Annotated in this window: 18 protein-coding genes and 1 tRNA gene; 17 read left to right on the forward strand and 2 right to left on the reverse strand. The window is 67.3% G+C overall.

Annotated features, from left to right (window positions below; genetic code table 11):
* Positions 1-33: 33 nt before the first annotated feature.
* The 8 genes from G6N59_RS23905 (at position 34) to G6N59_RS23940 (ending at position 9,679) form a co-directional block, all read left to right on the forward strand.
* Positions 34-1,596 carry a carboxyl transferase domain-containing protein gene (locus G6N59_RS23905; RefSeq protein ID WP_138229415.1) on the forward strand — a complete coding sequence of 521 codons (1,563 nt, stop codon included), beginning with the start codon at positions 34-36 and terminating at the stop codon, positions 1,594-1,596.
* 4 nt (positions 1,597-1,600) lie between these two features.
* Positions 1,601-3,616, forward strand: a complete 2,016-nt coding sequence (locus tag G6N59_RS23910) for an acetyl-CoA carboxylase biotin carboxylase subunit (protein WP_138229416.1) — start codon at positions 1,601-1,603, stop codon at positions 3,614-3,616.
* Positions 3,609-4,772, forward strand: a complete 1,164-nt coding sequence (locus tag G6N59_RS23915; RefSeq protein WP_138229417.1) for an acyl-CoA dehydrogenase family protein — start codon at positions 3,609-3,611, stop codon at positions 4,770-4,772. Before G6N59_RS23910 ends, G6N59_RS23915 begins: the two co-directional genes overlap by 8 nt.
* On the forward strand, positions 4,769-5,272 hold the full coding sequence (locus G6N59_RS23920) for a MaoC family dehydratase (RefSeq protein ID WP_138229418.1): 504 nt from the start codon (positions 4,769-4,771) through the stop codon (positions 5,270-5,272). Before G6N59_RS23915 ends, G6N59_RS23920 begins: the two co-directional genes overlap by 4 nt.
* Positions 5,272-6,078, forward strand: coding sequence for an HpcH/HpaI aldolase/citrate lyase family protein (locus tag G6N59_RS23925; protein WP_138229419.1), 807 nt, complete (start codon positions 5,272-5,274; stop codon positions 6,076-6,078). The genes G6N59_RS23920 and G6N59_RS23925 overlap by 1 nt, the downstream gene beginning before the upstream one ends.
* A gap of 265 nt (positions 6,079-6,343) precedes the next feature.
* A complete protein-coding gene (pdhA, locus tag G6N59_RS23930; RefSeq protein WP_138229420.1) occupies positions 6,344-7,441 on the forward strand; it encodes a pyruvate dehydrogenase (acetyl-transferring) E1 component subunit alpha in 1,098 nt (365 codons plus the stop codon).
* A gap of 1 nt (position 7,442) precedes the next feature.
* Positions 7,443-8,498 (forward strand): alpha-ketoacid dehydrogenase subunit beta, encoded by a 1,056-nt coding sequence (locus G6N59_RS23935; RefSeq protein ID WP_138229421.1) that lies wholly within the window; start codon positions 7,443-7,445, stop codon positions 8,496-8,498.
* Positions 8,495-9,679, forward strand: coding sequence for a dihydrolipoamide acetyltransferase family protein (locus tag G6N59_RS23940; protein ID WP_138229422.1), 1,185 nt, complete (start codon positions 8,495-8,497; stop codon positions 9,677-9,679). Before G6N59_RS23935 ends, G6N59_RS23940 begins: the two co-directional genes overlap by 4 nt.
* A gap of 3 nt (positions 9,680-9,682) precedes the next feature.
* On the opposite strand, the gene G6N59_RS23945 is transcribed toward G6N59_RS23940, so the two are convergent.
* Positions 9,683-10,438, reverse strand: a complete 756-nt coding sequence (locus tag G6N59_RS23945; protein WP_138229423.1) for an enoyl-CoA hydratase — start codon at positions 10,436-10,438, stop codon at positions 9,683-9,685.
* Between the two features lie 118 nt (positions 10,439-10,556).
* Between G6N59_RS23945 and G6N59_RS23950 the strand changes: the two genes are divergently transcribed.
* Together G6N59_RS23950 and G6N59_RS23955 are read left to right on the forward strand one after the other, a co-directional pair.
* On the forward strand, positions 10,557-11,234 hold the full coding sequence (locus tag G6N59_RS23950; RefSeq protein WP_138229424.1) for an MspA family porin: 678 nt from the start codon (positions 10,557-10,559) through the stop codon (positions 11,232-11,234).
* 76 nt (positions 11,235-11,310) lie between these two features.
* Positions 11,311-12,249: a hypothetical protein gene (locus G6N59_RS23955; protein ID WP_234884133.1), complete on the forward strand. Its 939-nt coding sequence runs from the start codon at positions 11,311-11,313 to the stop codon at positions 12,247-12,249.
* Here the strand turns inward: G6N59_RS23955 and G6N59_RS23960 are convergent.
* Positions 12,218-12,291: transfer RNA gene (locus tag G6N59_RS23960), tRNA-Arg, on the reverse strand. The genes G6N59_RS23955 and G6N59_RS23960 overlap by 32 nt on opposite strands.
* A gap of 130 nt (positions 12,292-12,421) precedes the next feature.
* On the opposite strand from G6N59_RS23960, the gene G6N59_RS23965 reads away from it, so the two are divergent.
* The 7 genes from G6N59_RS23965 to G6N59_RS23995 all read left to right on the forward strand — a co-directional run bounded on the left by G6N59_RS23965 (position 12,422) and on the right by G6N59_RS23995 (position 25,616).
* Complete coding sequence (locus G6N59_RS23965; RefSeq protein ID WP_138229425.1) at positions 12,422-13,903, forward strand: wax ester/triacylglycerol synthase family O-acyltransferase; 1,482 nt, start codon at positions 12,422-12,424, stop codon at positions 13,901-13,903.
* Positions 13,900-15,477: an HAD-IB family hydrolase gene (locus G6N59_RS23970; protein ID WP_138229426.1), complete on the forward strand. Its 1,578-nt coding sequence runs from the start codon at positions 13,900-13,902 to the stop codon at positions 15,475-15,477. Before G6N59_RS23965 ends, G6N59_RS23970 begins: the two co-directional genes overlap by 4 nt.
* Positions 15,474-17,831, forward strand: a complete 2,358-nt coding sequence (locus tag G6N59_RS23975) for a glycerol-3-phosphate 1-O-acyltransferase (protein ID WP_138229427.1) — start codon at positions 15,474-15,476, stop codon at positions 17,829-17,831. The genes G6N59_RS23970 and G6N59_RS23975 overlap by 4 nt, the downstream gene beginning before the upstream one ends.
* 148 nt (positions 17,832-17,979) lie before the next feature.
* On the forward strand, positions 17,980-18,426 hold the full coding sequence (ssb, locus tag G6N59_RS23980; protein ID WP_138229428.1) for a single-stranded DNA-binding protein: 447 nt from the start codon (positions 17,980-17,982) through the stop codon (positions 18,424-18,426).
* Positions 18,427-18,606: 180 nt separating this feature from the next.
* Positions 18,607-20,280: an energy-dependent translational throttle protein EttA gene (gene ettA / locus G6N59_RS23985; protein ID WP_138229429.1), complete on the forward strand. Its 1,674-nt coding sequence runs from the start codon at positions 18,607-18,609 to the stop codon at positions 20,278-20,280.
* A gap of 55 nt (positions 20,281-20,335) precedes the next feature.
* A complete protein-coding gene (locus tag G6N59_RS23990) occupies positions 20,336-25,195 on the forward strand; it encodes an NAD-glutamate dehydrogenase (protein WP_163911677.1) in 4,860 nt (1,619 codons plus the stop codon).
* 7 nt (positions 25,196-25,202) lie between these two features.
* Entirely contained in the window at positions 25,203-25,616 is a 414-nt protein-coding gene (locus G6N59_RS23995; RefSeq protein ID WP_020102240.1) for an acyl-CoA thioesterase, read from the forward strand.
* The last annotated feature ends 24 nt before the right edge of the window (positions 25,617-25,640 follow it).

The raw sequence follows: 25,640 nt of genomic DNA on the forward strand, positions 1-25,640 counted from the left end.
ATTCGCCATTAACTCAAGTGAAATGGAGCGACGATGTCGCCGAGCGTTTCCCAACGGGTATCGCATCGCGAGCAGCACCTGGCGCTGGTGGCTGATCTGAAGGACCGGCTGGCCACCGCCGCGCTCGGGGGATCGGAGCGTTCACGCGAGCGCCATGTCGGTCGCGGCAAGCTCCTGCCGCGCGACCGGGTCAACGGACTCCTCGACCCCGGCAGTCCGTTCCTGGAGATCGCGCCGCTGGCCGCGGGCGGTATGTACGACGACGAATGCCCGGGCGCCGGGATGATCGCCGGCATCGGCCGGGTCTCGGGCCGCGAATGCATGATCGTGGCCAATGACGCGACGGTGAAAGGCGGCACGTACTACCCGATCACGGTCAAGAAGCACCTGCGGGCGCAGGAGATCGCCAGCCAGAACCAGCTGCCGTGCGTGTACCTGGTGGACTCCGGCGGCGCGTTCCTGCCGCGCCAGGACGAGGTGTTCCCGGACCGCGAGCACTTCGGCCGCATCTTCTTCAACCAGGCCAACATGTCGGCGCGGGGCATCCCGCAGATCGCCGCGGTGCTCGGCTCCTGCACCGCCGGCGGCGCCTACGTTCCCGCGATGAGCGACGAGGCCGTCATCGTCCGCAACCAGGGCACCATCTTCCTGGGCGGCCCGCCACTGGTGAAAGCCGCTACCGGAGAGGTGGTTTCGGCCGAGGACCTCGGCGGTGGGGACCTGCACTCCAAGACTTCCGGTGTCACCGACCACCTGGCCCAGGACGACCGCGACGCACTGCGCATCGTCCGCCGCATCGCCGCGACGTTCGGGCCGCGTTCGGAGACGCCATGGGATGTCGCCCCGACGGTGGACGCGGTGTGCGACCAGACCGAGCTCTACGATGTCGTGCCGATCGACTCCAAGGTGCCGTATGACGTGCACGAGGTGATCACCCGCATCGTCGATGGTGGCGAATTCACCGAATTCAAAGCGGAATACGGCACCACGCTGGTCACCGGCTTCGCCCGCATCCACGGCCACCCGGTGGGCATCGTCGCCAACAACGGCGTGCTGTTCGGCGAATCCGCCCAGAAGGGCGCACATTTCATCGAACTGTGCGACAAGCGGTCGGTGCCACTGTTGTTCCTGCAGAACATCTCCGGTTTCATGGTCGGCCGCGACTACGAGGCGGGCGGCATCGCGAAGCACGGCGCCAAGATGGTCACCGCCGTGGCCTGTGCCCGGGTGCCGAAGCTGACCGTCGTCATCGGCGGCTCGTACGGCGCCGGCAACTACTCGATGTGCGGGCGCGCGTATTCCCCACGGTTCCTGTGGATGTGGCCCAACGCCCGCATCTCGGTGATGGGCGGCGAGCAGGCCGCCTCGGTGCTGGCCACCGTGCGCGGTGAGCTGACGCCCGAGGAGGAAGAGGCGATCAAGGCCCCGATCCGCCAGCAGTACGAAGATCAGGGCAACCCGTACTACTCGACGGCCCGGCTTTGGGACGACGGCGTCATCGACCCGGCGGACACCAGAACTGTGGTGGGACTGGCCCTTTCGGTTGTTGCACAGGCTCCGCTGGAGCCGGTGTCCTACGGCGTATTCAGGATGTGACGTGATGACCAGAACTTTCGACACCGTCTTGATCGCCAATCGTGGCGAGATTGCCGTCCGCGTCATCCGCACCCTGCGTGCCATGGGCATTCGCTCGGTCGCGGTGTTCAGCGATGCCGACGCCGGTGCCCGGCATGTGCTCGAGGCCGACGTCGCGGTCAACATCGGCCCGGCTCCGGCCCGGCAGAGCTACCTGAGCATCGAGGCCATCGTGAACGCGGCCCGGCGCACCGGTGCGCAGGCCGTGCACCCGGGCTATGGATTCCTCTCGGAGAACGCCGAATTCGCGGCCGCACTGCACGACGCGGGCATCGTCTTCATCGGGCCACCGGCCAAGGCCATCGGCACCATGGGCGACAAGATCACCGCCAAGGCGGCGGTGTCCGCCTTCGGGGTTCCGGTGGTTCCCGGTATCTCGCGTCCGGGACTGACGGACGCCGAGCTGATCGCCGGTGCGCCCGAGATCGGGTTCCCGGTACTGGTGAAGCCGTCGGCCGGTGGCGGCGGCAAGGGCATGCGCGTCGTGCATTCCGCCAGTGAACTTGCGGCTGCCCTCACCTCGGCCCGCCGTGAGGCAGCATCGGCGTTCGGCGACGACACCCTGTTCCTGGAGCGATTCGTGTTGAACCCCAGGCACATCGAGGTTCAGGTCGTCGCGGACAGTCACGGCAACGTCGTGCATCTCGGCGAGCGCGAATGCAGCCTGCAACGCCGGCACCAGAAGGTCATCGAAGAGGCCCCGTCGCCTGTACTGGACGAGGTGACCCGGGCCCGGATCGGTGCGGCTGCATGCGACACCGCCCGCAGTGTCGACTACCGCGGCGCCGGCACTGTCGAGTTCATCGTCTCCGCCGACCGGCCCGACGAATTCTTCTTCATGGAGATGAACACCCGTCTCCAGGTGGAACACCCGGTCACCGAGCTGGTCACGGGAATCGACCTGGTGGAGCTGCAGGTGCGGGTGGCGGCCGGCGAGGCGCTGCCGGTGGCACAGGACGACATCACGATGACGGGCCACGCCATTGAAGCCCGCGTCTACGCCGAAGACCCGGCGCACGACTTCCTGCCGACCGGCGGCACGGTACTGGCGCTGGCCGAGCCCGCTGCGGACGTGAGGAGCGATGGGGAATCTGTTGCCCGGGTGGATTCCGGCATCCGGGCCGGGTCGGTGATCGGTAGCGACTACGACCCGATGCTGTCGAAAATCATTGCGTACGGACCGAACCGGGAGTCGGCGCGGCGCGGACTCGACCGGGCACTGGCCGGCACCGCCGTGCTGGGCGTCGGAACCAACATCGACTTCCTGCGGTTCCTGCTGGCCGACGAGGACGTCATCGCCGGACGCCTCGACACCGGTCTGCTGGACCGCCGCACCGGCGACTACGTCGCCACGCAGGCCGGAGACGACGAGTTCATCGCGGCTGCCGCGTACCGCTGGCTGCACAGCTGGTCGGAAGCCGGCGAGCTGTGGGCCACCCCGTCGGGCTGGCGGGTTGGCGAGCACGCACCGACGACCGTCCGGCTGCGGGCCGGCGAGCGGACCGACCACGTGCACCTCACCGGTACGCCCAGTGCTGCCACGGCGCGCATCGAAGATGGCGAGTCACGCAGCGTGACGGCGTCATTGGAGGGCGACCGGCTGGTGGTCACCGTCGACGGTCTGCGCACCGAATACCTGACCGCCACCGAGGACCATCGGCTGTGGCTGGCCGGTGGCGGCCGCACCACGGTCATCGAGGACGTGCGCGAAGCCCCCGTCCGCGCCGACGACGAACACAGCGGAGACGCCGAGATCGTCAGCCCGATGCCCGGATCCGTTGTCGCCGTAGGTATCGAGGACGGTGCCACGGTCGGTGCGGGTGACGTGGTGGTCACCGTGGAGGCCATGAAGATGGAACACGCATTGTCGTCGCCGGTCGACGGCACCGTGGAATTGCTTGTCGCCGTGGGCGATCAGGTCAAAGTGGGCCAGCCGCTGGCCCGGATTACCGCTGTAAGTAAGGAAGCTCCTCATGACTGATTTTCTGTCCACCGGCACCTTGCCGGACCACTACGCCGAACTGGCCAAGACGGTTCGGGAATTCGCGCAGACCGTGGTGGCGCCCGTTGCCGCACAGCACGACAAGGACCACACCTTCCCGTACAAGGTGATCGACGGCATGGCCGACATGGGCCTGTTCGGCCTGCCTTTCCCCGAGGAGTACGGCGGCATGGGTGGCGACTACTTCGCCCTGTGCCTGGCCCTGGAAGAGCTTGGCAAGGTGGACCAGAGCGTGGCGATCACGCTGGAGGCCGGCGTCTCGCTGGGCGCCATGCCGGTGTACCGATTCGGCAGCGAGGAGCAGAAGCAGGAGTGGCTGCCGCTGCTCGCCAGCGGAAAGGCGTTGGGCGCCTTCGGTTTGACCGAGGCCGGCGGTGGCAGCGACGCCGGGGCCACCAAGACCACTGCGAAGCTGGACGGCGACACCTGGATCATCAATGGCTCCAAGCAGTTCATCACGAACTCCGGTACCGACATCACCAAGCTGGTGACCGTCACGGCCGTGACCGGCGAACTGCCGGGCGGGCACAAGGAGATCTCGTCGATCCTGGTGCCGGTGCCCACCCCGGGCTTCACCGCCGAACCCGCCTACGACAAGGTCGGCTGGAACGCCTCGGACACCCACCCGCTGAGTTTCGACGACGTACGCGTGCCGGCCGAGAACCTGCTCGGCGACCGCGGTCGTGGCTACGCCAACTTCCTGCGCATCCTCGACGAGGGCCGCATCGCCATCGCGGCGCTGTCGGCCGGCGTGGCGCAGGGTTGCGTCGACGAGTGCGTGAAGTACTCGAAGGAGCGCGAAGCATTCGGCCGCAAGATCGGTGGCTACCAGGCCATCGCCTTCAAGATCGCCCGGATGGAAGCCCGTGCCCACGTCGCCCGCACGGCGTACTACGACGCCGCGGCGCTGATGCTGGCGGGCAAGCCGTTCAAGAAGGCGGCCTGCATCGCGAAGATGATCGCCAGCGAGGCCGCGATGGACAACGCCCGCGACGCGACCCAGGTGTTCGGTGGCTACGGCTTCATGAACGAGTACCCGGTGGCCCGGCACTACCGCGATTCGAAGATCCTCGAAATCGGCGAGGGCACAACGGAAGTTCAGCTGATGCTGATCGCCCGTGAGGCCGGGCTGTGAGCACCGGCGAAGCAGGGCCCAAGAAAGTCGTCGAGCAACGCGGACTCTGGTTCGAGGAGTTCGAGCCGGGCGTGATCTACAAGCACCGGCCGGGCCGCACCGTCACCGAGGCCGACAACGTGCTGTTCACCACGCTCACCATGAACACTCAGGCGCTGCACCTGGACGCCGCGTTCTCCGACGCCTTGCCGCCGTTCCATGCCCGGCTGGTGAATTCGATGTTCACGCTGTCCACGCTGGTCGGCCTGTCGGTCGCGCAGCTGACGCAGGGCACGATCGTCGGGAACCTCGGTTTCTCCGATATCGCGTTCCCCAGGCCGCTCTTCCACGGTGACACGCTCTACGCGGAGTCCGAGGTGGTCGAGAAGCGCGAGTCCAAGAGCCGGCCGGGGGAGGGCATCGTGACGTTCGCTCACACCGGCCGCAACCAGCACGGCGATATCGTCGCCACGGCGACGCGCAAGACGATGGTCCGCAAGCGTCCGGCAGGCGAGAACTGATGGCACTCGGTGCTACCGGTCCCGGCTGGCTGTTCTGCCCGGCGGACCGACCTGAGCGGTTCGAAAAAGCCGCTGCCGCAGCCGATGTGGTGATCCTCGACCTGGAAGACGGCTGTGCGGCGAAGGATCGGCCGGCCGCTCGCCAGGCGTTGATCGACACCCCGCTGGACCCGGCTCGCACGGTGGTGCGGCTGAATCCGTCGGACACTTCCGATCATCCGCTGGACCTGGAGGCGCTGGCCCGCACCCCGTACACCACGGTGATGCTGGCCAAAACCGAGTCAGCCGAACAGGTTCGGGCGCTGGCGCCGCTGGATGTGGTGGTGTTGGTGGAGACCCCGCTCGGGGCGCTCGCCGTCACCGAGACCGCGCGGGTCGACAACACCTACGCCGTCATGTGGGGTGCCGAGGACTTGTTCGCGGTGCTGGGCGGCACCGCCAACCGTTGGCCCGACGGCACGTACCGCGATGTCGCACAGCATGTCCGGTCACAATCGCTGTTGGCCGCCAAGGCCTTCGGCAAGCTCGCGCTGGACTCGGTCTACCTGGACATCAAGAATCTGGACGGCCTGCGGGCCGAGGTCGACGATGCCGTGGCCGTCGGGTTCGACGCCAAGGTGGCCATCCACCCGACCCAGGTGGCGGTGATCCGGGACGGCTATGCGCCGACCGCGAAGGAGATCGAGTGGGCGCGTGCGGTACTCGACGCCGCGACCCGCGAACGCGGTGTCTTCCAGCACGACGGCCTGATGGTCGACATGCCGGTGCTCCGTCGGGCCGAGCGGATCGTCGCCCTGGCTCCATAGCGTCAGCGCCGGGCCGTATTGCCGGTGTCGCCGGCTCGAACCGACACGTATCCACTCCGTTACCTGCGATGACCACGGCTGGAGCGATCCGGGCGCATAATGGCGGTGATGCCCCAGCACTGCGGCGAGCAGAGCGGATCATCCGACTGATGCCACACCCCGGCATCGGCCGGCGACCCCACCACCGGAGGGTTGCCCTGGTCGCCACCGCGCTGAGCTTCTCGCGGACTGACGGCCGAACATGCCGTCACCGAAAGGAGGCGGTATGGCTGACGTGTCGGCCCACGACCTGGACAGCAGCGTGGGGTTGGCGCCGGTTCAACTGGTTGCCCCCGATGGCGCACCGACCTCCGACGAGCGATATCGACGCGACCTGCCGCCCGAAACGCTGGGCTGGCTCTACGAAGAGATGGTCGTCACCCGCGACCTGGACGTCGAATTCGTCAACCTGCAACGGCAGGGTGAACTCGCGCTGTTCGCCTCGTGCCGTGGCCAGGAAGCCGCGCAGGTCGGTGCGGCGGCATGCCTGCGCAAGACCGACTGGCTGTTTCCGCAGTACCGAGAACTCGGCGCCCTACTGGTCCGTGGCATCACGCCGGCCCAGATCAGTGCCGTGTGGCGGGGTCGGTGGCACGGCGGTTTGGGCTTCATCGAGAAGCACTGTGCGCCAATATCGATCGACATCGGGTCGCAGGGCTTGCACGCGGTCGGTGCGGCCATGGCCGCACAGCGGCTCGGTGAGGACTCGGTCACCGTGGCGTTCGTCGGCGACGGTGGGATGTCCGAAGGCGATATGCACGAGGCGCTCAACGTGGCCGCCGTCGCGTCGGCGCCGTGCGTGTTCTTCGTCCAGAACAACCAATGGGCCATCTCGGTGCCGGTGCGTCATCAGCAGGCGGGCCCGTCGATCGCGCACCGCGCCATCGGCTATGGCATGCCCGGCATCCGCGTCGATGGCAATGACGTACTGGCCTGCTACGCCGTCATGGCCGAAGCGGCGCAGCGCGCCCGCGACGGTGACGGTCCGACGCTGATCGAGGCCGTCACCTACCGGATGGGTCCGCACACCACCTCCGACGACCCGACTCGCTACCGCGATCCAGAAGAGCTGAAGCACTGGGAGGCGCGTGATCCCATCGCGCGCTACCGGGTGTACCTGGAACACGTCGGGGTGTGGACACCACGACTGCAGGAGCACGTCGAGAACCGCTCGCGCCGGCTCCGCGCTGATCTGCGGGACACCGTACTGACCGCGGCGGACTTCGACGTCGCGGAGATGTTCGACACCGTCTACGCCGACATCACACCCGAACTGGCCCGGCAGCGCGACGCGCTGTTGGCCGAATTGGATTGGGAGGGATGACATGACGCAGATCATCGAACGCCCGTCGTGGTCCGGTGATGCGGAGCCCGACGAGCCGAACCCGTCGGCGACGACATCCGCCACAGTTGCCACCTTGTCCATGGCGCAGGCCATCAACCGGGCCCTGCACGACGCCATGGCCGCCGATGACCGGGTGCTGGTGTTCGGGGAGGACGTGGCTGCGCTCGGCGGGGTTTTCCGCGTCACCGACGGCCTGCACGAAACGTTCGGGGAAGCGCGGTGTTTCGACACGCCGCTGGCCGAGTCGGCGATCGTGGGCATCGCCATCGGCATGGCCATCCGTGGCCTGGTGCCGGTACCGGAAATCCAGTTCGATGGATTCGCCGCACCGGCGTTCGACCAGATCGTCAGCCATCTCGCCAAATACCGGATGCGTACCCGCGGTGAGGTCGACATGCAGGTGACCATCCGGATCCCGTCGTTCGGCGGAATCGGGGCGGTGGAGCATCATTCGGAATCCACCGAGTCCTATTGGTTGCACACCGCGGGGCTGAAGGTGGTGGTTCCGTCGACGCCGGCGGACGCGTATTGGCTGTTGCGCGAAGCCATCTCGTCCCGCGATCCGGTGATCTTCCTGGAACCCAAACGCCGATACTGGACCAAGGGAGAGCTGGACACCAGCGTTCCCGCACCGCCGATCGGACGGGCCGCCGTGCGGCGTACCGGGCGCGATGTCACGGTCATCACCTATGGCTCGCTCGTCGACACCGCCCTGGCGGCAGCCGATCTGGCCGATGGCCGCGATCTGGAGGTCGTCGACCTGCGGTCGCTTAACCCGCTGGACTTCGACACCATTGCGGCGTCGATCCGCAAGACCGGTCGCGCGGTCGTCATGCACGAGGGGCCGCGCACCCTGGGATTCGGCGCCGAACTGGCCGCCCGGATCACCGAGGAACTCTTTTACGACCTGGAGGCACCCGTGTTGCGCGCCACCGGCTTTGACACGCCCTACCCGCCGGCCCGGCTGGAGAAGCTGTGGCTGCCCGGCGTGGACCGGCTACTGGACTGTGTGCACAAGGCGATGAGCCAGCCATGACCTCGACCCAGGACTTCCTGGTGCCCGATCTCGGCGAAGGCCTCCAGGACGCGACCATCACCTCCTGGGCTGTGGCAGTGGGGGACACCGTCGAACTCAACCAGGTCTTGTGCACCGTCGAGACCAACAAGGCGGCGGTCGAGATACCCAGCCCGTACGCCGGTGTGGTGACCGAACTCGGTGGGGGAGAAGGACAGACGCTCGCTGTCGGCGCCATCCTCGTGCGCATCGCCTCCGATACGGCGGAAGCGGCTGAACCCGGGCCCGAGCCGAAAGCCAAAGCACTGGCACGCAAACCCGTGCTCGTCGGATACGGGGCGGACGCGGATCTCGATACCACCCGGCGCCGCCCCCGCGCCAAACCACGGGTGCGCAAGCTCGCCGCCGAATTGCACGTCGACTTGACCGGGGTGCCACCGTCAGGCCCCGACGGCATCGTCACCCGTGAGGACGTGCTGGCCTCGGCGCACCACACCGGTGACGCCGATCTGGTTCCCGTCAGTGGCGTGCAGGCCGAGATGGCACGCCGGATGTCGATGTCGCGCAAGGAGATACCGGACGCTCACGCCTCGGTTCAGGTGGACTGCGCCGAATTGCTCCGGGTCCGCGACACCCTCGCCGGGGCGGCCGCGGACGTCACACCGTTCGTGCTGACGCTGCGGCTGCTCACCATCGCGTTGCGTCACCACCGCGAGTTCAACGCCACCTGGGTTACGGGCGGACCCGGCACCCGGGGCTCACACGTGCATCTTCACGACTCGGTGCACCTGGGCATCGGTGTCGCGACGTCGCGTGGACTACTGGTGCCGGTGGTCCGGGACGCCGAGCGGCTCTCCACCCGCGAACTGGCCTGGGCAGTGGCCGGGCTGATCCACTCTGCCCGGGATGGCTCGCTCAAACCTGCCCAGCTGCACGGATCGACGTTCACCGTGTCGAACTTCGGGGCTCTCGGTCTGGACGAAGGAGTGCCCGTCATCAACTATCCAGAGGCGGCGATCCTCGGGATGGGGACGCTCAAACCCCGTGCCGTCGTGCACGACGGTGAGGTGGTGGCGCGGCCGACCATGACGCTCACCTGTGCCTTCGACCACCGGATCGCCGACGGAGCCGGGGTCGCCGCATTCCTCGGCGAATTGCGGGCGCTCATCGAGGCACCCGAGCTGGCGCTCCTGGACGCGTAGGGGCTATGTGCGTCGCTGGGCGGCGGCCAACCTCGCGGTGAACTCCGGTGATTCGATCGACGCTGCCTGCGGGACGATCTCGATGTCCACGGCCCGCGCGTGCTGCTCGTAATCCAGGACCCCGGGATGGTCCGTCGCGCGCATCGACGCCTTGGTGGCCAGCACCACGTCGCGGGGCGCCGAGGCCGGCCCGGCAGCCAACGCCAACGCCGCGGCGACGGGGTCGTCGGCGACCTCCAGTGCCAGGCCGTGCCGTACTGAGGCGTCGGCGTCGAACTTCATGCCGAACAACAGCGCGGCCCGCGCCGCCTGTGGGCCGATGGCCCGCTGCAGCATCCAGGTCGCGCCGCCGCCCGGGTGAATCCCGAGCTTCTGGAACCGCGGGTCGAAGACCGCACCCGGCCCGGCGATGCGGACGTCGGCGGCGAGCGCGAGATTGAGCCCGGCCCCGACGGCCGGGCCGTTCACCGCGGCGATCGTCGGCAGGGTGCAGTCGGCCACCGCGAGGAAGCCGTCGTAGATCACCCGCAGGCCGTTCACGGTGGCCTCGCCCAGAGCGGTCAGGTCAGCGCCGGCGCAGAACGCCTTGCCGGCACCTGTCACGACGACGGCGTGCACGCGATGGTCGGCCTCAGCGGCGTTGATCGCGGCCCGCAGGCCGGCAGACATCTCCGCGGTCACCGCGTTGCGGCGGTCGGGATCGTTGACCGTGATGAGTGCGACGCGGTCGATGACCTGCGTCAGTACGAGATCGGACACGACCCCACCCTATGGCTTGTGTTTTGACTCACGTGAGTCAAAACCTTCACTTGTGTGCCGATCTACGACATAACTGTGCGATTGCTGTGGAGTTGGTGACGAGAGGTACCGAAAGTTCATGTTGAAGCGTTTTGCTGTGGTTGCTGCTGTGGGTATGTCGCTCCCGTTGGGGGTCGCGGCCACCGCGGCCACCGCGTTCGCCGAGCCCGGACCGGTCGGGGCCGAGGTCCCGGCGCCGGATACCGGTGTGGTGGCCTCCGATGAACCGGCCACCGTCGTCACGCCGGACGGCTGGACCTTGACCGTGGCAGCGAAGGACGAGACCGAGCTGCCCATCGCACCGCTGACCACTGCCGTCAGTTCGCGCGAGTATCTGGTCGGTGGCACCTTCACCGGCACCGTGAGCGGCAAGGGCAAGGGCACTCTCACCGGCGGCTCGCTGGAGGCCGGTTACCAGATCGGCTGCGGGATCGAGCTGGGGCAGGTCCGTCTGGTCGGGTCGGTGGGTGCCTCGACCGCCAGCGCGAACCTGTTCACCGGCGCCATCCCCACCGGCGTCACCTTCCCGTTGGTCGGCAGCGTCGAGGTCCACCCGAAGCCGGGCACGGTGACCCAGGTGCCGGTCGACAAGAAGTCCTTCAAGGCGGCGCCGGCGCGCATCACTCTCAAGGACGTCCACGTCAAGGTTGACGGCTGCGTCGGGCAGTCTTTCCTGCGCTCCTACGCGACGCTGACCAGCTCCACGGCCGACACCGACGACATCGTCGCTTACTACGGTGTGACGAAGGCCGTCTGACCCACCGCCTCCCGCCGTTTCGGCGCGCAGATCACCCTTGACCGGGCACAATGCCCGGGTCCGTAGAAGGGGAAGCATGAGCGACGACGCCGAAACGCCGGCAATGCGGCAACGCGTCGAAGACCGGTACCGGCAGCTGGCCGAGATGCGCCAGCTGCGGCCCATCGTCGCCGTCGTCAACCGCTTCACCGAGATCGACGGCGGCACGCTGGGGACCGTGGTGTCGGTCCAGCTGTTCACCACGGTGATCCCCTTGGCCATCATCGGCTTCAGCTATCTCACCGGGTTCGCCGACAACGCCAGCCCCGGCGTCGTGGTGAGCCGGCAACTCGGTCTGGCATCGCCGCTGACCGACCACGTGCGGGCCGCCTTCGGCCGCGCGTCGGGCCTTCGGTCCAACTGGACGTTTTTCGGCGTCGCGAGCTTCCTGGTGTGGGGCATCCCGATGTCGATGACCATCGCCGGAATCTTCGCCAAGGCGTGGCGGCGCGAGCCCTTCGGCTGGGGCGGCAAGCTGTGGCGCGGTGTGACGTGGTTCGCGCTGTACCTGACGATGATCGGGTTGCGGGAGCGCATCGCCTTCGGCGGCGTGCACCACGGGTGGGATCTCGCGGCGCACTTCGCGGTGTCGATGATCCCGGTCTGGATCTTCTGGACGATCACGCCCGCGCTGCTGGTGCGCGACGGCGGCCGGGCCTGGCGTGCGCTGCTGCTCGCAGGTTTCGCAGGAGTGGTGATCGAGGGGACCATCCTGCCGCTGGCCGCCCGGATGATCTTCCCGCCGCTGCTGAGCGGGTGGGAGGACTTCGGGCCGATCGGCGTGGCGATGGCGCTGCTCACCTGGTGCGGGATCAGTGGCGCGGGCTGGGTCGTCACCGCGTGCGTCGGCGCCGTGCTGTGGGAGCGGGCGGCGCCGTCGCAGACGGTCATCGAATCGGAGACGGACGCCATCGACGAGCCGGCGCCGCCGCATCAGCAAAAAGCGCCCCCGGCAGGAATCGAACCTGCGACCTAGGGATTAGAAGGCCCTTGCTCTATCCAACTGAGCTACGGAGGCAACGCGCAGGAAGTCTATCCCGGCGCCAACTCGCAGTGGGCATCGCAACAGCGGTATTGCGCCCCGCCGTCTCCGGCAGCGGACTAGCGTTAGGGGCCACCGCTGGGCGACGACGAGGAGAGCGACAGCCATGAGCGACGTGCCGGACTTTGACACGGCCGGGTTGCCCGAAGAGTTGAGTGCAGTCGATCAGTTGATGCATCGGGGCGAAGCCAATCCTCGCACCCGTTCCGGCCTCATGGGCGTCGAACTGTTGGACGTCACCCCGGACTGGGAGCAGTACCGGGCGCGGTTCGAGCAGGCCTCTCGCAGGGCGATTCGCCTTCGTCAGAAAGTCGTGATGCCGAGCCTGCCGACGGCTGCCGCGCGCTGGGTCGTCGATCCGGACTTCAATCTGGATTTCCACGTGCGGCGGGTACGCGCGCCGGGCGCGGGCACGCTGCGTGAGGTTTTCGACTTCGCCGAGTTGGCGCTGCAGTCGCCGCTCGACATCTCCCGTCCGCTGTGGACGGCCACGTTGGTCGAAGGGCTGCCCGGCGGCCGCGCTGCCAACATCGTGCACATGAGCCACGCCGTCACCGACGGTGTGGGGAGCATGGAGATGTTCGCCAACCTCTACGACCTGGAGCGCGACCCGGCGCCGAGGCCCGAGGCGCCACTGCCGATCCCTGAAGATCTGTCGCCCAATGACCTTGCGCGCCAAGGCATCAACGCGTTGCCAAAGGGCATCGCCAACAACATGCTGGATGTGACTCGTGGTGCGGCCGGGCTGGTCGGGCGCATGGTGCGCGACCCGGTCGACGCGGTCGGCGGCGTGGTCGACTATGTCCGGTCGAGCCGGCGGGTGATGACGCCGGCGGCGCCGCCGTCGCCGGTGCTGCGCCGCCGTGGTCTGGCGTCGCGCAGTGAGGCGATCGACATCAAGTTCAGTGATCTGCACAAGGCGTCCAAGGCTGCCGAAGGTTCCATCAACGACGCCTACCTCGCTGCCCTCTGCGGTGCGCTGCGCCTCTACCACGAGGCCAAGGGCATTCCCGTCGCCTCGCTGCCGATGGCAGTGCCGGTGAATGTGCGCTCCGACTCGGATCCGGCCGGCGGCAACAGATTTGCGGGTGTGAACATCGCCGCGCCCATCGGCGTCGTCGATCCGCGCAAGCGCATCCAGAAGGTGCGCGCGCAGATGACCCGCAAGCGCGAGGAGCGCGCCATCGAGGTGGTCGGTGTCGTGGCGCCGCTGCTGAACCTGGTGCCGGAGAACCTGCTGGAGTCGATGGCGGGCTCGGTGGTGAACTCGGATGTGCAGGCAAGCAACGTCCCCGGTCCGCCGGTCGACACTTTCATCGCTGGGGCAAAGGTGTTGCGGCACTATGGAATCGGGCCACTTCCTGGCGTTGCGATGATGGCGGTGCTCATCTCGCGCAGCGGCTGGGTCACCATCAGCACCCGCTATGACCGGGCGTCGATCGACGATCCCGAACTGTGGGCCCGCTGTCTGGTGGACGGATTCAACGAGGTTCTCGCCCTGGGTGGGGACGGCCGGGCGATCCCGGCATCGTTCGAGTTGCCGGACGAACCGGCCGAGTCGGCAGTGAACGGGGGTGCCGCGCAATGAGTTCGGACGACGACTACGCGGGCGAGTTCCGCAATGCCCGGTTGCCGGGGTCGGTCGCGGAAATCCTGGCCAGCCCGCAAGGTCCGCAGGTCGGGGCGTTCTTCGACATGGATGGCACCTTGGTGGCCGGGTTCACCGGCGTGATCATGACGCAGGATCGGTTGCGCCGCCGCCAGATGGGTGTCGGCGAATTCATCGGCATGGTGCAGGCCGCGGTGAACCACCAGTTGGGGCGCGCCGAGTTCGAGGACCTGATCGGCCGGGGAGCGCGGATGCTGAACGGCAATTCGCTCAGCGACCTCGACGAGCTGGGCGAACGGTTGTTCATCCAGCACATCAAGAAGCGGATCTATCCCGAGATGCGTGAGCTCGTCCGCGCGCACATGGCGCGCGGGCACACCGTCGTGCTGAGCTCGTCGGCACTGACGGTCCAGGTGGAACCAGTGGCGAACTTCCTCGGCATCAAGAACGTGCTGTGCAACAAGTTCGAGACCGACGAGGATGGGCTCATCACCGGCGATGTGGTCAGACCGGTGCTGTGGGGGCCCGGAAAAGCCAACGCCGCACAGCATTTCGCGGCGAACAACGGCGTCGATCTGGCGAAGAGCTACTTCTACGCCGACGGCGACGAAGACGTCGCCCTGATGTACCTGGTCGGCAACCCCCGGCCCACCAACCCGGCGGCCAAGCTGGAATCCGTTGCCGTCAAACGTGGTTGGCCGGTGCTGAAGTTCTCCAGCCGCAGTGGCAGCAGCCCCATCGCGCAGCTGCGAACCATCGCCGGCATCGCGTCCCTGGCGCCGGTCGCGGCCGGTGCCGTCGGGCTCGGTCTGTTGACCGGCAACCGGCGCACCGGGGTCAACTTCTTCACGTCGGCGTGGAGCAAGGCACTGATGGCCACGCTGGGTATCGACCTCAACGTGATCGGTGCGGAAAACCTACGCGCGCAACGGCCCGCGGTGTTCATCTTCAATCACCGCAACCAGGCCGACCCGATGATCGCCGGCGCACTGGTGAGCGACAACTTCACCTCGGTGGGCAAGAAGGAACTCGAAAGCAACCCGATCATGGGCACCATCGGCAAGGTGATGGATGCCGCGTTCATCGACCGCGATGACCCGGCCTCGGCCATCGAGAGCCTGCACAAGATGGAAGAGCTTGCCCGTAAAGGCCTTTCGATCCTGATCGCACCCGAGGGCACCCGCCTCGACACCACTGAGGTCGGCGAGTTCAAGAAGGGTCCGTTCCGGATGGCCATGGCCGCCGGTATTCCCGTCGTGCCGATTGTCATCCGTAATGCGGAAGTGATCGCCGCGCGCGATTCGTCGACCTTCCATGCGGGCAAGGTCGACGTCGTGGTCTTCCCACCGATTTCGGTCGAAGACTGGACTCTCGACGACCTGTCCGAGCGCATCGCGGAGGTGCGGCAGCTCTACCTCGACACCCTCCGAAAATGGCCACACGACGAGGTGCCCGACAACGCGCTGTACCACCGGACGGCGTCGCCGGCGGCGGACCCCGATGCGCCCGACGACAGCGGCGAAGCGCCGCGCAGCGCCAAGGGCCGACGGTGAAGCACACCGCTGACGATCTCGCCAGCTTCGACCCGACCGACGACGCGCTGGTGCTGACCGCGGTCGGCTCCGCCGCCGAGTGGGACCTGCTGAACGACTGGCTCGCCCACCAGCGCAAACAGCATCCTGACACCCGCCTCGAGGTGCTCCGGCTGCCGACCGAAGGGGAGCCGTCACCCGGCACGCTGGCCCGCCTGGTCGAGCTGCTCGGCGCCGACGAGAGCCGTTCGGTGGTTCCCGTCCGGGTGTTCTGGGTGCCCGCCGGTCTGCCGACGCGCTCCAAGATCGTGTCGCTGATCTCGGGCCGCGACCGCTACCGGCCACCGGAGCTGCTGCAGCGCCGCATCCTGCGCAAGGACCCGTTGCGGGCCCGGGTGGTCGCCGGTGAACCTGCCACCGTCGGGCAGCTGCGGCAGCAGTGGAAGGACACCACGACCGCCGAAAACCCAAGGGAGTTCGCCCGGTTCGTGCTGCGCCGGGCGCAGCTCGCCATCGAGCGCGTGGAGCTGCGGCTGCTCGGACCCGAGTACAAATCACCTCGGCTGGTCAAGCCCGAGGTGCTGGCGTCAGCGCGGTTCCGGGAAGGCCTGGAGAAGATTCCGGGCGCGACGGTGGAGAAGGCCGGCGAGATGCTCGACGAGCTGTCGACGGGGTGGAGCCGGTTCTCCGTCGACTTCATCCCGAAGATCGGGCGCGCCATCTTCAGCAGGGGATTCGACCCCAACGTGGACTACGACCGCGAGCAGGTCGAGGCCATGCGGCACGCGCTGGAACTGCACCCGGCCGTGCTGTTGTTCTCGCACCGGTCGTACCTCGACGGCGTCATCGTGCCGGTGGCGATGCAGGAGAACCGCCTGCCGCCCGTGCACACCTTCGCCGGGATCAATCTCGCCTTCGGTCTGATGGGGCCGATCTTCCGGCACTCCGGCGTCATCTTCATCCGGCGCAACATCGCCGGCGACCCGTTGTACAAGTACGTGCTCAAGGAGTACGTCGGGTACATCGTAGAGAAGCGCTTCAACCTCAACTGGTCCATCGAGGGCACCCGCTCCCGGACCGGAAAGATGTTGCCGCCCAAGCTGGGTCTGCTGGCGTACGTCGCCGACGCCTACCTCGACGGCCGCAGCGAGGACATCCTGCTGCAGCCCGTCTCCATCAGCTTCGACCAGTTGCACGAGACCGCGGAGTACGCCGCCTACGCCCGCGGCGGCGAGAAGACCCCGGAGGGTCTGAGTTGGCTGTACCACTACATCAAGGCGCAGGGCGACCGGAACTTCGGCAAGATCTACGTGCGCTTCCCCGAAGCGGTGTCGATGCGTGAGCAGTTGGGCCCGCCCGATGGTGCGGTGGCCACCGACCCGGCAGTGAAGCGCCTCGCACTGCAGAAGATGGCCTTCGAGGTGGCCTGGCGCATCCTGCGGGCCACCCCGGTCAACGCCACGGCTCTGGTGTCGGCGCTGCTGCTGACCACCCGCGGCCTGGCGCTGACGCTGGACCAGCTGCACCACACCCTGCAGGATGCGCTGGATTACCTTGAGCGCAAGCAGATTCCGATGACCAATTCGGTACTGCGGCTGCGTACCCCCGAAGGGGTCCGGGCCGCGCTCGATGCGATGTCTGGCGGGCATCCGGTCACCGCGGTGAACACCGGCCGCCAGCCGGTCTGGTACATCGCGCCGCAGGATGAGCACGAGGCCGCGTTCTACCGCAACACGACCATCGATGCGTTCTTGGAAACCGCCATTGTCGAGCTCGCCATGGCGCACGCCGCCAAGGCGGAATCCGATCCGGTGGAGGCCTTTTGGTCGCAGGCCATGCGGCTGCGCGCCCTGCTCAAGTTCGAGTTCTACTTTGCGGACTCGGCATCGTTCCGCGAGCACATCCTGGAAGAGATGTCGTGGCAGGCCAACTGCGAGCAGCAGTTGGCCGAGGGGGGCGAGGCCATCTACGCGATGCTGCGGGCCAAGCGTCCGATCATCGCCGGCGCCATGTTGCGGCCGTTCCTGGAGGCCTACGAACTGGTCGCCGACGTGTTGCGGGGCACGCCGCCCGACATCAGTGAGAAGGAGCTGACGAAGCGGGCACTCGGTGTCGGCCGGCAGTACGTCGCGCAAGGCCGGATTCGCAGCAACGAGTCGGTGTCGGCGCTGCTGTTCACGACAGCGCGCCAGGTGGTCGCCGATCAGAAGCTGCTCGAAGCGGCCCCCGATCTGGAGGAGCGGCGCGCGGCCTTCCTCGCCGAGCTGCGGTCGATTTTGGCGGACCTGGCCACCGTCGACTCGATCGGTTGGATCAAGTTCGACATTCGGGAGTTGCAGCGGCGCAAGGCCAAAGACGCCATCGAGGCCGACTGACGCCGCGCGCGGTTATCCACAGTTCGCGATTCATCCACAACCGGCGCCGCCTGTCGAGCGGCGCCGGTTCTTTTGTCGGTGCCGGGCGGGTCAATGGGCGCATAGGCCGACGAGAACGCCGGCAACACCGAAATGGATGGAGAAGCACATGTTCGAGACACCCGTCACCGTGGTCGGCAACGTGATCACCGATGTGGTCGCACGCCGGGCCGGGGAGAGCAACGTCGTGACGTTCCGAATGGCGAGCAATTCGCGGAAGAAGACCGACGAGGGCTGGGAGCCGGGCAACTCGCTGTACATCACGGTGAACTGCTGGGGCCGGGTGGCCGACGGGGTGGCAGGCCGACTGTTCAAAGGCGACCCGGTCGTGGTCGTCGGCTACATCTACACCAGCGAGTACGTGGACAAGGAAGGCAACCGGCGCTCATCGATGGAGGTGCGGGCGACGTCCGTCGGCCCGGACATGGCGCGGTGCCAGGTCAAGGTCGATCCCCGGCGGCCGAGTCCCCTTGACGTCGAGGCCGGCCCCGAGGTGCGGCCACACGACCAGCAGCCCGAGGCCGAGAAGGCGGACGGGCTGGCGCTGTCGGTCTAGGCGGAACGTCGGGGCGCCTCAAACGGCCCTTCACGGGGCGCCCCGACCGCGCCACCGGGCGATTTGGCGGCTTGCCTAGGATGGTCAGCGAGCTTTCGCGGGACCGCGCCAGATCGATCGCGCCGGGTCCGTGCTACGAGAACGCTACGACGAACAGCCAACGAAAGGCATGACGACGGCATGGCCGAATTCATCTACACGATGCGCAAGGTACGTAAGGCGCACGGCGACAAGGTCATCCTCGACGATGTCACCCTGAACTTCCTGCCCGGCGCGAAGATCGGTGTCGTCGGCCCCAACGGCGCCGGTAAGTCCAGCGTCCTCAAGATCATGGCCGGCATCGACAAGGCCAACAACGGCGACGCCTTCCTGGCGCCGGGTGCCAGCGTGGGCATCCTCATGCAGGAGCCCGAGCTGGACGAGACCAAGACCGTCCGCGAGAACGTCGAGGCGGGCGTGGCCATCAAGGGCAAGCTCAACCGGTACAACGAGGTCGCTGAGCTGATGGCCACGGACTACACCGATGAGCTCATGGAAGAGATGGGCAAGCTCCAGGAGGAGCTCGACGCCGCCGACGCCTGGGACATCGACTCCCAGCTGGAGCAGGCCATGGACGCGCTGCGCTGCCCGCCGCCGGACGAGCCGGTCACCCACCTGTCCGGTGGTGAGCGCCGCCGCGTCGCGCTGTGCCGGCTGCTGCTGAGCAAGCCCGACCTGCTGCTGCTCGACGAGCCCACCAACCACCTGGACGCCGAGAGCGTGCTGTGGCTCGAGCAGCACCTCGCCGACTACAAGGGCGCGATCCTGGCCGTCACCCACGACCGGTACTTCCTGGACAACGTCGCCGAGTGGATCCTGGAGCTCGACCGCGGTCGCGCCTACCCGTACGAGGGCAACTACTCCACCTACCTGGAGAAGAAGGCCGAGCGTCTCGAGGTTCAGGGCAAGAAGGACCAGAAGCTGCAGAAGCGGCTGAGGGACGAGCTGGCCTGGGTGCGTTCGGGCGCCAAGGCCCGCCAGGCCAAGAACAAGGCCCGCCTCGGGCGCTACGAGGAGATGGTCGCGGAGGCCGAGAAGACGCGGAAGCTCGACTTCGAGGAAATCCAGATTCCGACGCCGCCGCGACTGGGCAACGTCGTCGTCGAGGTCGACAACCTGGAGAAGGGCTTCGACGGCCGCACGCTGATCAAGAACCTGTCCTTCACGCTGCCCCGTAACGGCATCGTCGGCGTCATCGGGCCGAACGGTGTGGGTAAGTCCACGCTCTTCAAGACCATCGTCGGTTTGGAGCAGCCGGACGACGGGAGCGTGAAGGTCGGCGAGACCGTCAAGCTGTCGTACGTCGACCAGAGCCGCGCGGGCATCGACCCGAAGAAGACGGTCTGGGAGGTCGTCTCCGACAAGCTGGACTACATCGAGGTCGGCCAGAACGAAATCCCGTCACGCGCCTACGTGTCGGCGTTCGGCTTCAAGGGCCCCGATCAGCAGAAGCCGGCCGGCGTGCTCTCCGGTGGTGAGCGCAACCGGCTGAACCTGGCGCTGACTCTCAAAGAGGGCGGCAACCTGATCCTGCTCGACGAGCCGACCAACGACCTGGACGTGGAAACCCTGTCTTCGCTGGAGAACGCGCTCGAGCAGTTCCCCGGCTGCGCTGTGGTCATCAGCCACGATCGCTGGTTCCTGGATCGCACCTGCACCCACATCCTCGCGTGGGAAGGCGACGACGAGGACGAGGCCAAATGGTTCTGGTTCGAGGGCAACTTCGGTGCCTATGAAGAGAACAAAGTGGAACGACTTGGAATCGAGGCGGCGCGTCCGCACAGAGTCACCCACCGCAAGCTGACTCGCGACTAACGTCGCACGTACGTGCCGATTGGGGCACGACGGCGCGACGTCAGGAGCAAGTCGGATGACGGAATATCGGGGCGGACGCGGCAGCACGACGCAGTCCGCCGGCACGGACGGCAATGCTGGTCTCGCACGGGCCTATCTGCTGACCTACCGCGGCCCCAGCGACGGCTCTCCGGCCGGCGGTGGGGTTACCGCCCCGATCGACGTCGCGCTGGCAACCCGGGTGTCGCCGGAGTTGCTGGCGGCGCACTTTCGCCTCGGTCATCGCCGGTCGACGGGGGAGACTCTGGTCGCGATCTACCCTGCCGACGATCCCGGCCGCTTCGGCCCGGCGCTGCAGATCGTGACCGACCACAGCGCGCTGTTGATGGACTCGGTGATGGTGCTGCTGAACCGGATCGGCGTCGCCTACACCGCGATCATGAGTCCCGAATTCCGGGTTCGCCGGGATTCGGCGGGCGAGGTCGTCGCGATGGGTCCGGCGGGTGATCCCAGCGCACCGGCCGACGGCATCGACGAGACCTGGATTCATGTGCAGCTGGCGACCATGGGTGACGGCGAGGCCGTGGCCGAGGCCGCGGCGGTGCTGCCGCATGCCCTGACCGACACCCGAGCCGTGGAACTCGACACCCCGGCGATGAACGCCGCTCTCGTGGGCCTGGCCAACGCGCTCGATGCCGATCACAACGGCCGGTTCCCCGGCTACGACCGGCGCGACGTGGCGGCCCTGCTGCGCTGGCTGGCCGACGGGCACTTCGTCCTGCTCGGCTACCAGCAGTGCGCAGTGCACAACGGGCAGGCGCAGGTGGATCCCGCGACCCGGCTCGGTGTGGCCAAGCTGCGCACCGACGTGCTGCCGCCGCTGGCCGGCGACGACGAACTGCTGGCGGTGGCCCAGGCCACCATGCCCAGTTACCTGCGCTACGGCGCCTACCCGTACATCGTGGTGGTTCGCGAGAGCGCGGGTCCGAACGGGCCCGCCCGCGAACACCGTTTCATCGGGCAGTTCACGGTCACCGCGGGTAACGCGAATGTGCTGGAGATTCCGCTGATCTCGCGCCGGGTCAACGAGGCGTTGGCCCTGTCTCACGGCGATCCGAGCCGGCCCGGCCAGCTGATGCTGGACATCATCCAGACAGTGCCACGGTCCGAGCTGTTCTCCCTGACCGCGCGCGACCTCGTCGCGATGGGGAAGTCCGTCATCGACCTGGGCTCCCGGCGGCGTGCGCTGCTGTTCCTGCGCGCCGATAAACTCGCTCACTTCGTGTCGTGCCTGGTGTACCTGCCGCGTGACCGGTACACCACCGATGTCCGGCTGGCCATGCAGGACATCCTGGTGCGCGAACTCGGTGGCGAGAGCATCGAGTACACCGCACGCGTCAGTGAATCGCCCTGGGCCGTCGTGCATTTCACGGTTCGTCTCAAAGAAGGGGCGAGCCAGGCGACCATCGATACGTCGGCGGCCAACGAAACCCGCATTCAGGGTCTGCTGACCGAGGCCGCCCGCACCTGGGGCGACCGGCTGATCGGTGCCGTCACACCGGGCACCATCACCCGCGCCGAGGCCGAGCACTACGCGGTGGCGTTCCCCGTGGTGTACAAGCAGGCCTTCACGCCGACCGGAGCCATCGAGGCCATCAGCATCATCGACCAGCTGCAGGACGACAGTGTCAAGCTCGTGCTGGACTATCCCGAAGCGGGGCCCGATGATGACGGCACCGCCCAACTCACGTGGTATCTGGCCGGCCGGTCGGCCTCGCTGAGCGAGCTGCTGCCGATGCTGCAGTCGATGGGTGTGGTGGTGCTCGAGGAGCAGCCGTTCAACGTCGTTCGCGGCGACGGCGTGCCGGTTTGGATCTACCAGTTCAAGATTTCCCGGCACCAATCCACCATCGACACCCCGGCAGTGGAGCGCGAAGCGATCGCGGGCCGATTCGCCGACGCGGTCACCGCCATCTGGCAGGGCAAGGTGGAGATCGACCGGTTCAACGAGTTGGTGCTCGGCGCGGGGCTCACCTGGCAGCAGGTGACGATCCTGCGGGCGTACGCAAAGTACTTGCGGCAGGCCGGTTTTCCGTACAGTCAGTACCACATCGAGACCGTGCTCAGAGACAACCCGCGGACGGCGAAGTCCCTCGTCGAGTTGTTCGAGGCGGTATTTGACCCGGCCGGGGGGGACGCCGCGGAACGCGCCCAGACCGCCGCGGCGGCCGTCGCCGCCGACATCGACGCCTTGGTGAGCCTGGATACCGACCGAGTCCTGCGGGCGTTCGCGGCGCTGGTGCAGGCCACGTTGCGCACCAACTACTACGTCACCGCCGAGGGGTCGGCGCGGCAGCGAAATGCGTTGTCGTTCAAGCTCAATCCCCAGCTCATCGACGAATTACCATTGCCCAGGCCGAAATACGAGATCTTCGTGTACTCGCCGCGCGTCGAAGGCGTGCACCTGAGGTTCGGCAACGTGGCCCGCGGTGGTCTGCGCTGGTCGGACCGGAGGGAGGACTTCCGTACCGAAATCCTGGGTCTGGTCAAGGCGCAGGCGGTGAAGAACGCCGTCATCGTGCCGGTCGGCGCCAAGGGCGGATTCGTGCTCAAGTCGCCGCCGGTTCCCACCGGTGACGCGGCCGCCGATCGCGATGCCCTGCGCAACGAAGGTGTTGCCTGCTACCGACTGTTCATCGCCGGCCTGCTCGACGTCACCGACAACGTCGAGACGGCCACCGGTGCTGTCGTCCCGCCGGCGCAGGTGGTGCGCCGCGACGGCGACGACGCCTACCTGGTGGTCGCCGCCGACAAGGGCACCGCGACGTTCTCGGACATCGCCAATGACGTTGCCAAGTCGTACGGTTTCTGGCTCGGTGATGCGTTCGCCTCCGGTGGCTCGGTCGGTTACGACCACAAGGCCATGGGCATCACCGCCAAGGGCGCCTGGGAGTCGGTCAAGCGGCACTTCCGGGAGATGGGGCACGACACCCAGACCCAGGACTTCACCGTCGTCGGCGTCGGCGACATGAGCGGTGACGTGTTCGGCAATGGCATGTTGCTGTCCAGGCACATTCGGCTCGTGGCGGCCTTCGACCACCGGCACATCTTCCTGGACCCAAATCCCGATTCGGCCCGTTCCTGGATCGAACGTGACCGGATGTTCAAGCTGCCCCGGTCGAGTTGGGACGACTACGACAAGTCGCTCATCAGCGAAGGCGGTGGTGTGTACAGCCGTGAGCAGAAGTCGATCCCCATCAGCCCCCAGGTCCGCGAAGTACTCGGCCTCGGCGCCGATGTCACCGAACTCACGCCGCCGGCACTGATGAAGTCGATCCTGCTGGCGCCCGTCGACCTGTTCTGGAACGGCGGCATCGGCACCTACATCAAGGCCGAGACCGAGTCGGACGCCGACGTCGGCGACCGCGCCAATGACGCCATCCGGGTCAACGGAAATCAGGTGCGCGCCAAGGTGGTCGGCGAGGGCGGCAACCTCGGCGTCACGCAGCGTGGCCGCATCGAATTCGATCTGTCCGGCGGCCGCATCAACACTGATGCCATGGACAACTCGGCGGGCGTGGACTGCTCGGACCACGAGGTCAACATCAAGATTCTGGTCGACGCCCTGGTGACCGCCGGCAAGGTGGCGGCCGGCGAACGCACCGAGCTGCTGATGTCGATGACCGACGAAGTCGGTCGATTGGTGCTCGCCGACAACATGTCGCAGAACGACCTGATGGGCACCAGCCGCGCCAACGCCGCCAGCCTGCTGCCGGTGCACGCCTCCCAGATTCGCGATCTGTCGAGGGAACGTGGACTCAACCGCGAGCTGGAGGCGCTGCCCTCGGACAAGGAAATCCGTCGGCGGATGGAAACCGGGCTGGGACTGACCTCACCGGAACTGGCCACCTTGATGGCGCACGTGAAGCTGGCACTCAAGGAGGACGTGCTGGGCAGTGAGCTGCCGGATCAGGAGGTGTTCGCGGGACGGCTCCCCGGCTACTTCCCGGAGGAGCTGCGGGACCGGTTCACGGCAGACATCCGGTCGCATCAGCTGCGCCGGGAGATCATCACCACGATGCTGGTGAACGACCTCGTCGACACCGCCGGCATCACCTACGCCTACCGCGTCGCCGAGGACGTCGGTGTGGGACCCGTCGACGCGGTTCGCAGCTATGTCGCGGTGGACAAGATTTTCCGGGTCGGCGAGGTGTGGCGGAACATCCGGGCGGCCGGCCTGGCCGGCGTCCCGGTGGATGTCACCGACCGCATGACGCTGGACCTGCGCCGCCTGATCGACCGGGCCGGCCGTTGGCTGCTGAACTACCGGCCCCAGCCGCTGGCGGTCGGCGCCGAGGCCAACCGGTTCGCGGCGAAGGTCGCCGAGCTGACGCCGCAGATGGCGCAGTGGCTGCGCGGCGATGACAAGGCCATCGCGGAGACCGACGCCGCGCAGTTCGTGGCCGCCGGCGTCTCGCGGGACCTGGCCTACATGGTGGCCACGGGGCTGTACCAGTACAGCCTGCTGGATGTCATCGACATCGCCGACATCGCTGAGCGGGAGCCGGCAGAGGTGGCAGACACCTACTTTGCCCTGACGGACGACCTTGGCATCGACAACCTCCTGACGGCGGTATCCCAGTTGAGCCGCAACGACCGCTGGCATTCGTTGGCGCGCTTGGCGATTCGCGACGACATCTACGGTTCTGTCCGGGCGTTGTGCATCGACGTCATCGCCGTCGGCGAGACGGACGAGACCGGTGAGCAGAAGATTCACGAGTGGGCGTCGACCAACAGCTCCCGGGTCACGCGGGCCCGCCGGACCCTGACCGAGATCCTGGGTGACGAAGAGCGGGACCTGGCAACCCTGTCGGTGGCGGCGCGGCAGCTGCGCAGCATGACCACGAGAACAACAGGAACGGGCAATCAGGGATGATGGGCCGGTGACTGAACGCTTCACGACGCCGGTGCCGGTGCGCTGGTCAGACATCGACATGTATCAACATGTCAACCACGCGACCATGGTGACGATTCTCGAGGAGGCGCGGGTTCCGTTCTTGACCGAACCGTTTGCCGAGGACGTCGCCACCACCGGACTGCTGATCGCCGAAGTGAACGTGAAGTACAAGGACCAACTGCGCCTTGTCGATTCGCCGTTGCAGGTGACCATCTGGACCAACCGGCTGCGGGCCTGCGACTTCACGTTGGGCTATGAGGTGCGGTCGGCGCAGGCCGATCCCGATTCCAAGCCGGCCGTGATCGGGGAGACCCAATTGGCAACCTTCAACATCGAGCGGCAGATGCTCGTGCGCATCGCCCCGCATCAGCGGGAGTACCTGCAGCGTTTTGCGCGATGAGCGCTTGCGCGAAGAGCAGAGTGC

Source organism: Mycolicibacterium aubagnense, from assembly GCF_010730955.1.
GTDB lineage: Bacteria > Actinomycetota > Actinomycetes > Mycobacteriales > Mycobacteriaceae > Mycobacterium > Mycobacterium aubagnense.

Bases quoted from the DNA above. Each gene is read 5' to 3' on its own strand.
- G6N59_RS23905 (WP_138229415.1), top strand. From the start codon at position 34: ATGTCGCCGAGCGTTTCCCAACGGGTATCGCATCGCGAGCAGCACCTG.
- G6N59_RS23910 (WP_138229416.1), top strand. From the start codon at position 1,601: ATGACCAGAACTTTCGACACCGTCTTGATCGCCAATCGTGGCGAGATT.
- G6N59_RS23915 (WP_138229417.1), top strand. From the start codon at position 3,609: ATGACTGATTTTCTGTCCACCGGCACCTTGCCGGACCACTACGCCGAA.
- G6N59_RS23925 (WP_138229419.1), top strand. From the start codon at position 5,272: ATGGCACTCGGTGCTACCGGTCCCGGCTGGCTGTTCTGCCCGGCGGAC.
- pdhA (WP_138229420.1), top strand. From the start codon at position 6,344: ATGGCTGACGTGTCGGCCCACGACCTGGACAGCAGCGTGGGGTTGGCG.
- G6N59_RS23935 (WP_138229421.1), top strand. From the start codon at position 7,443: ATGACGCAGATCATCGAACGCCCGTCGTGGTCCGGTGATGCGGAGCCC.
- G6N59_RS23940 (WP_138229422.1), top strand. From the start codon at position 8,495: ATGACCTCGACCCAGGACTTCCTGGTGCCCGATCTCGGCGAAGGCCTC.
- G6N59_RS23950 (WP_138229424.1), top strand. From the start codon at position 10,557: ATGTTGAAGCGTTTTGCTGTGGTTGCTGCTGTGGGTATGTCGCTCCCG.
- G6N59_RS23955 (WP_234884133.1), top strand. From the start codon at position 11,311: ATGAGCGACGACGCCGAAACGCCGGCAATGCGGCAACGCGTCGAAGAC.
- G6N59_RS23965 (WP_138229425.1), top strand. From the start codon at position 12,422: ATGAGCGACGTGCCGGACTTTGACACGGCCGGGTTGCCCGAAGAGTTG.
- G6N59_RS23970 (WP_138229426.1), top strand. From the start codon at position 13,900: ATGAGTTCGGACGACGACTACGCGGGCGAGTTCCGCAATGCCCGGTTG.
- ssb (WP_138229428.1), top strand. From the start codon at position 17,980: ATGTTCGAGACACCCGTCACCGTGGTCGGCAACGTGATCACCGATGTG.
- ettA (WP_138229429.1), top strand. From the start codon at position 18,607: ATGGCCGAATTCATCTACACGATGCGCAAGGTACGTAAGGCGCACGGC.
- G6N59_RS23990 (WP_163911677.1), top strand. From the start codon at position 20,336: ATGACGGAATATCGGGGCGGACGCGGCAGCACGACGCAGTCCGCCGGC.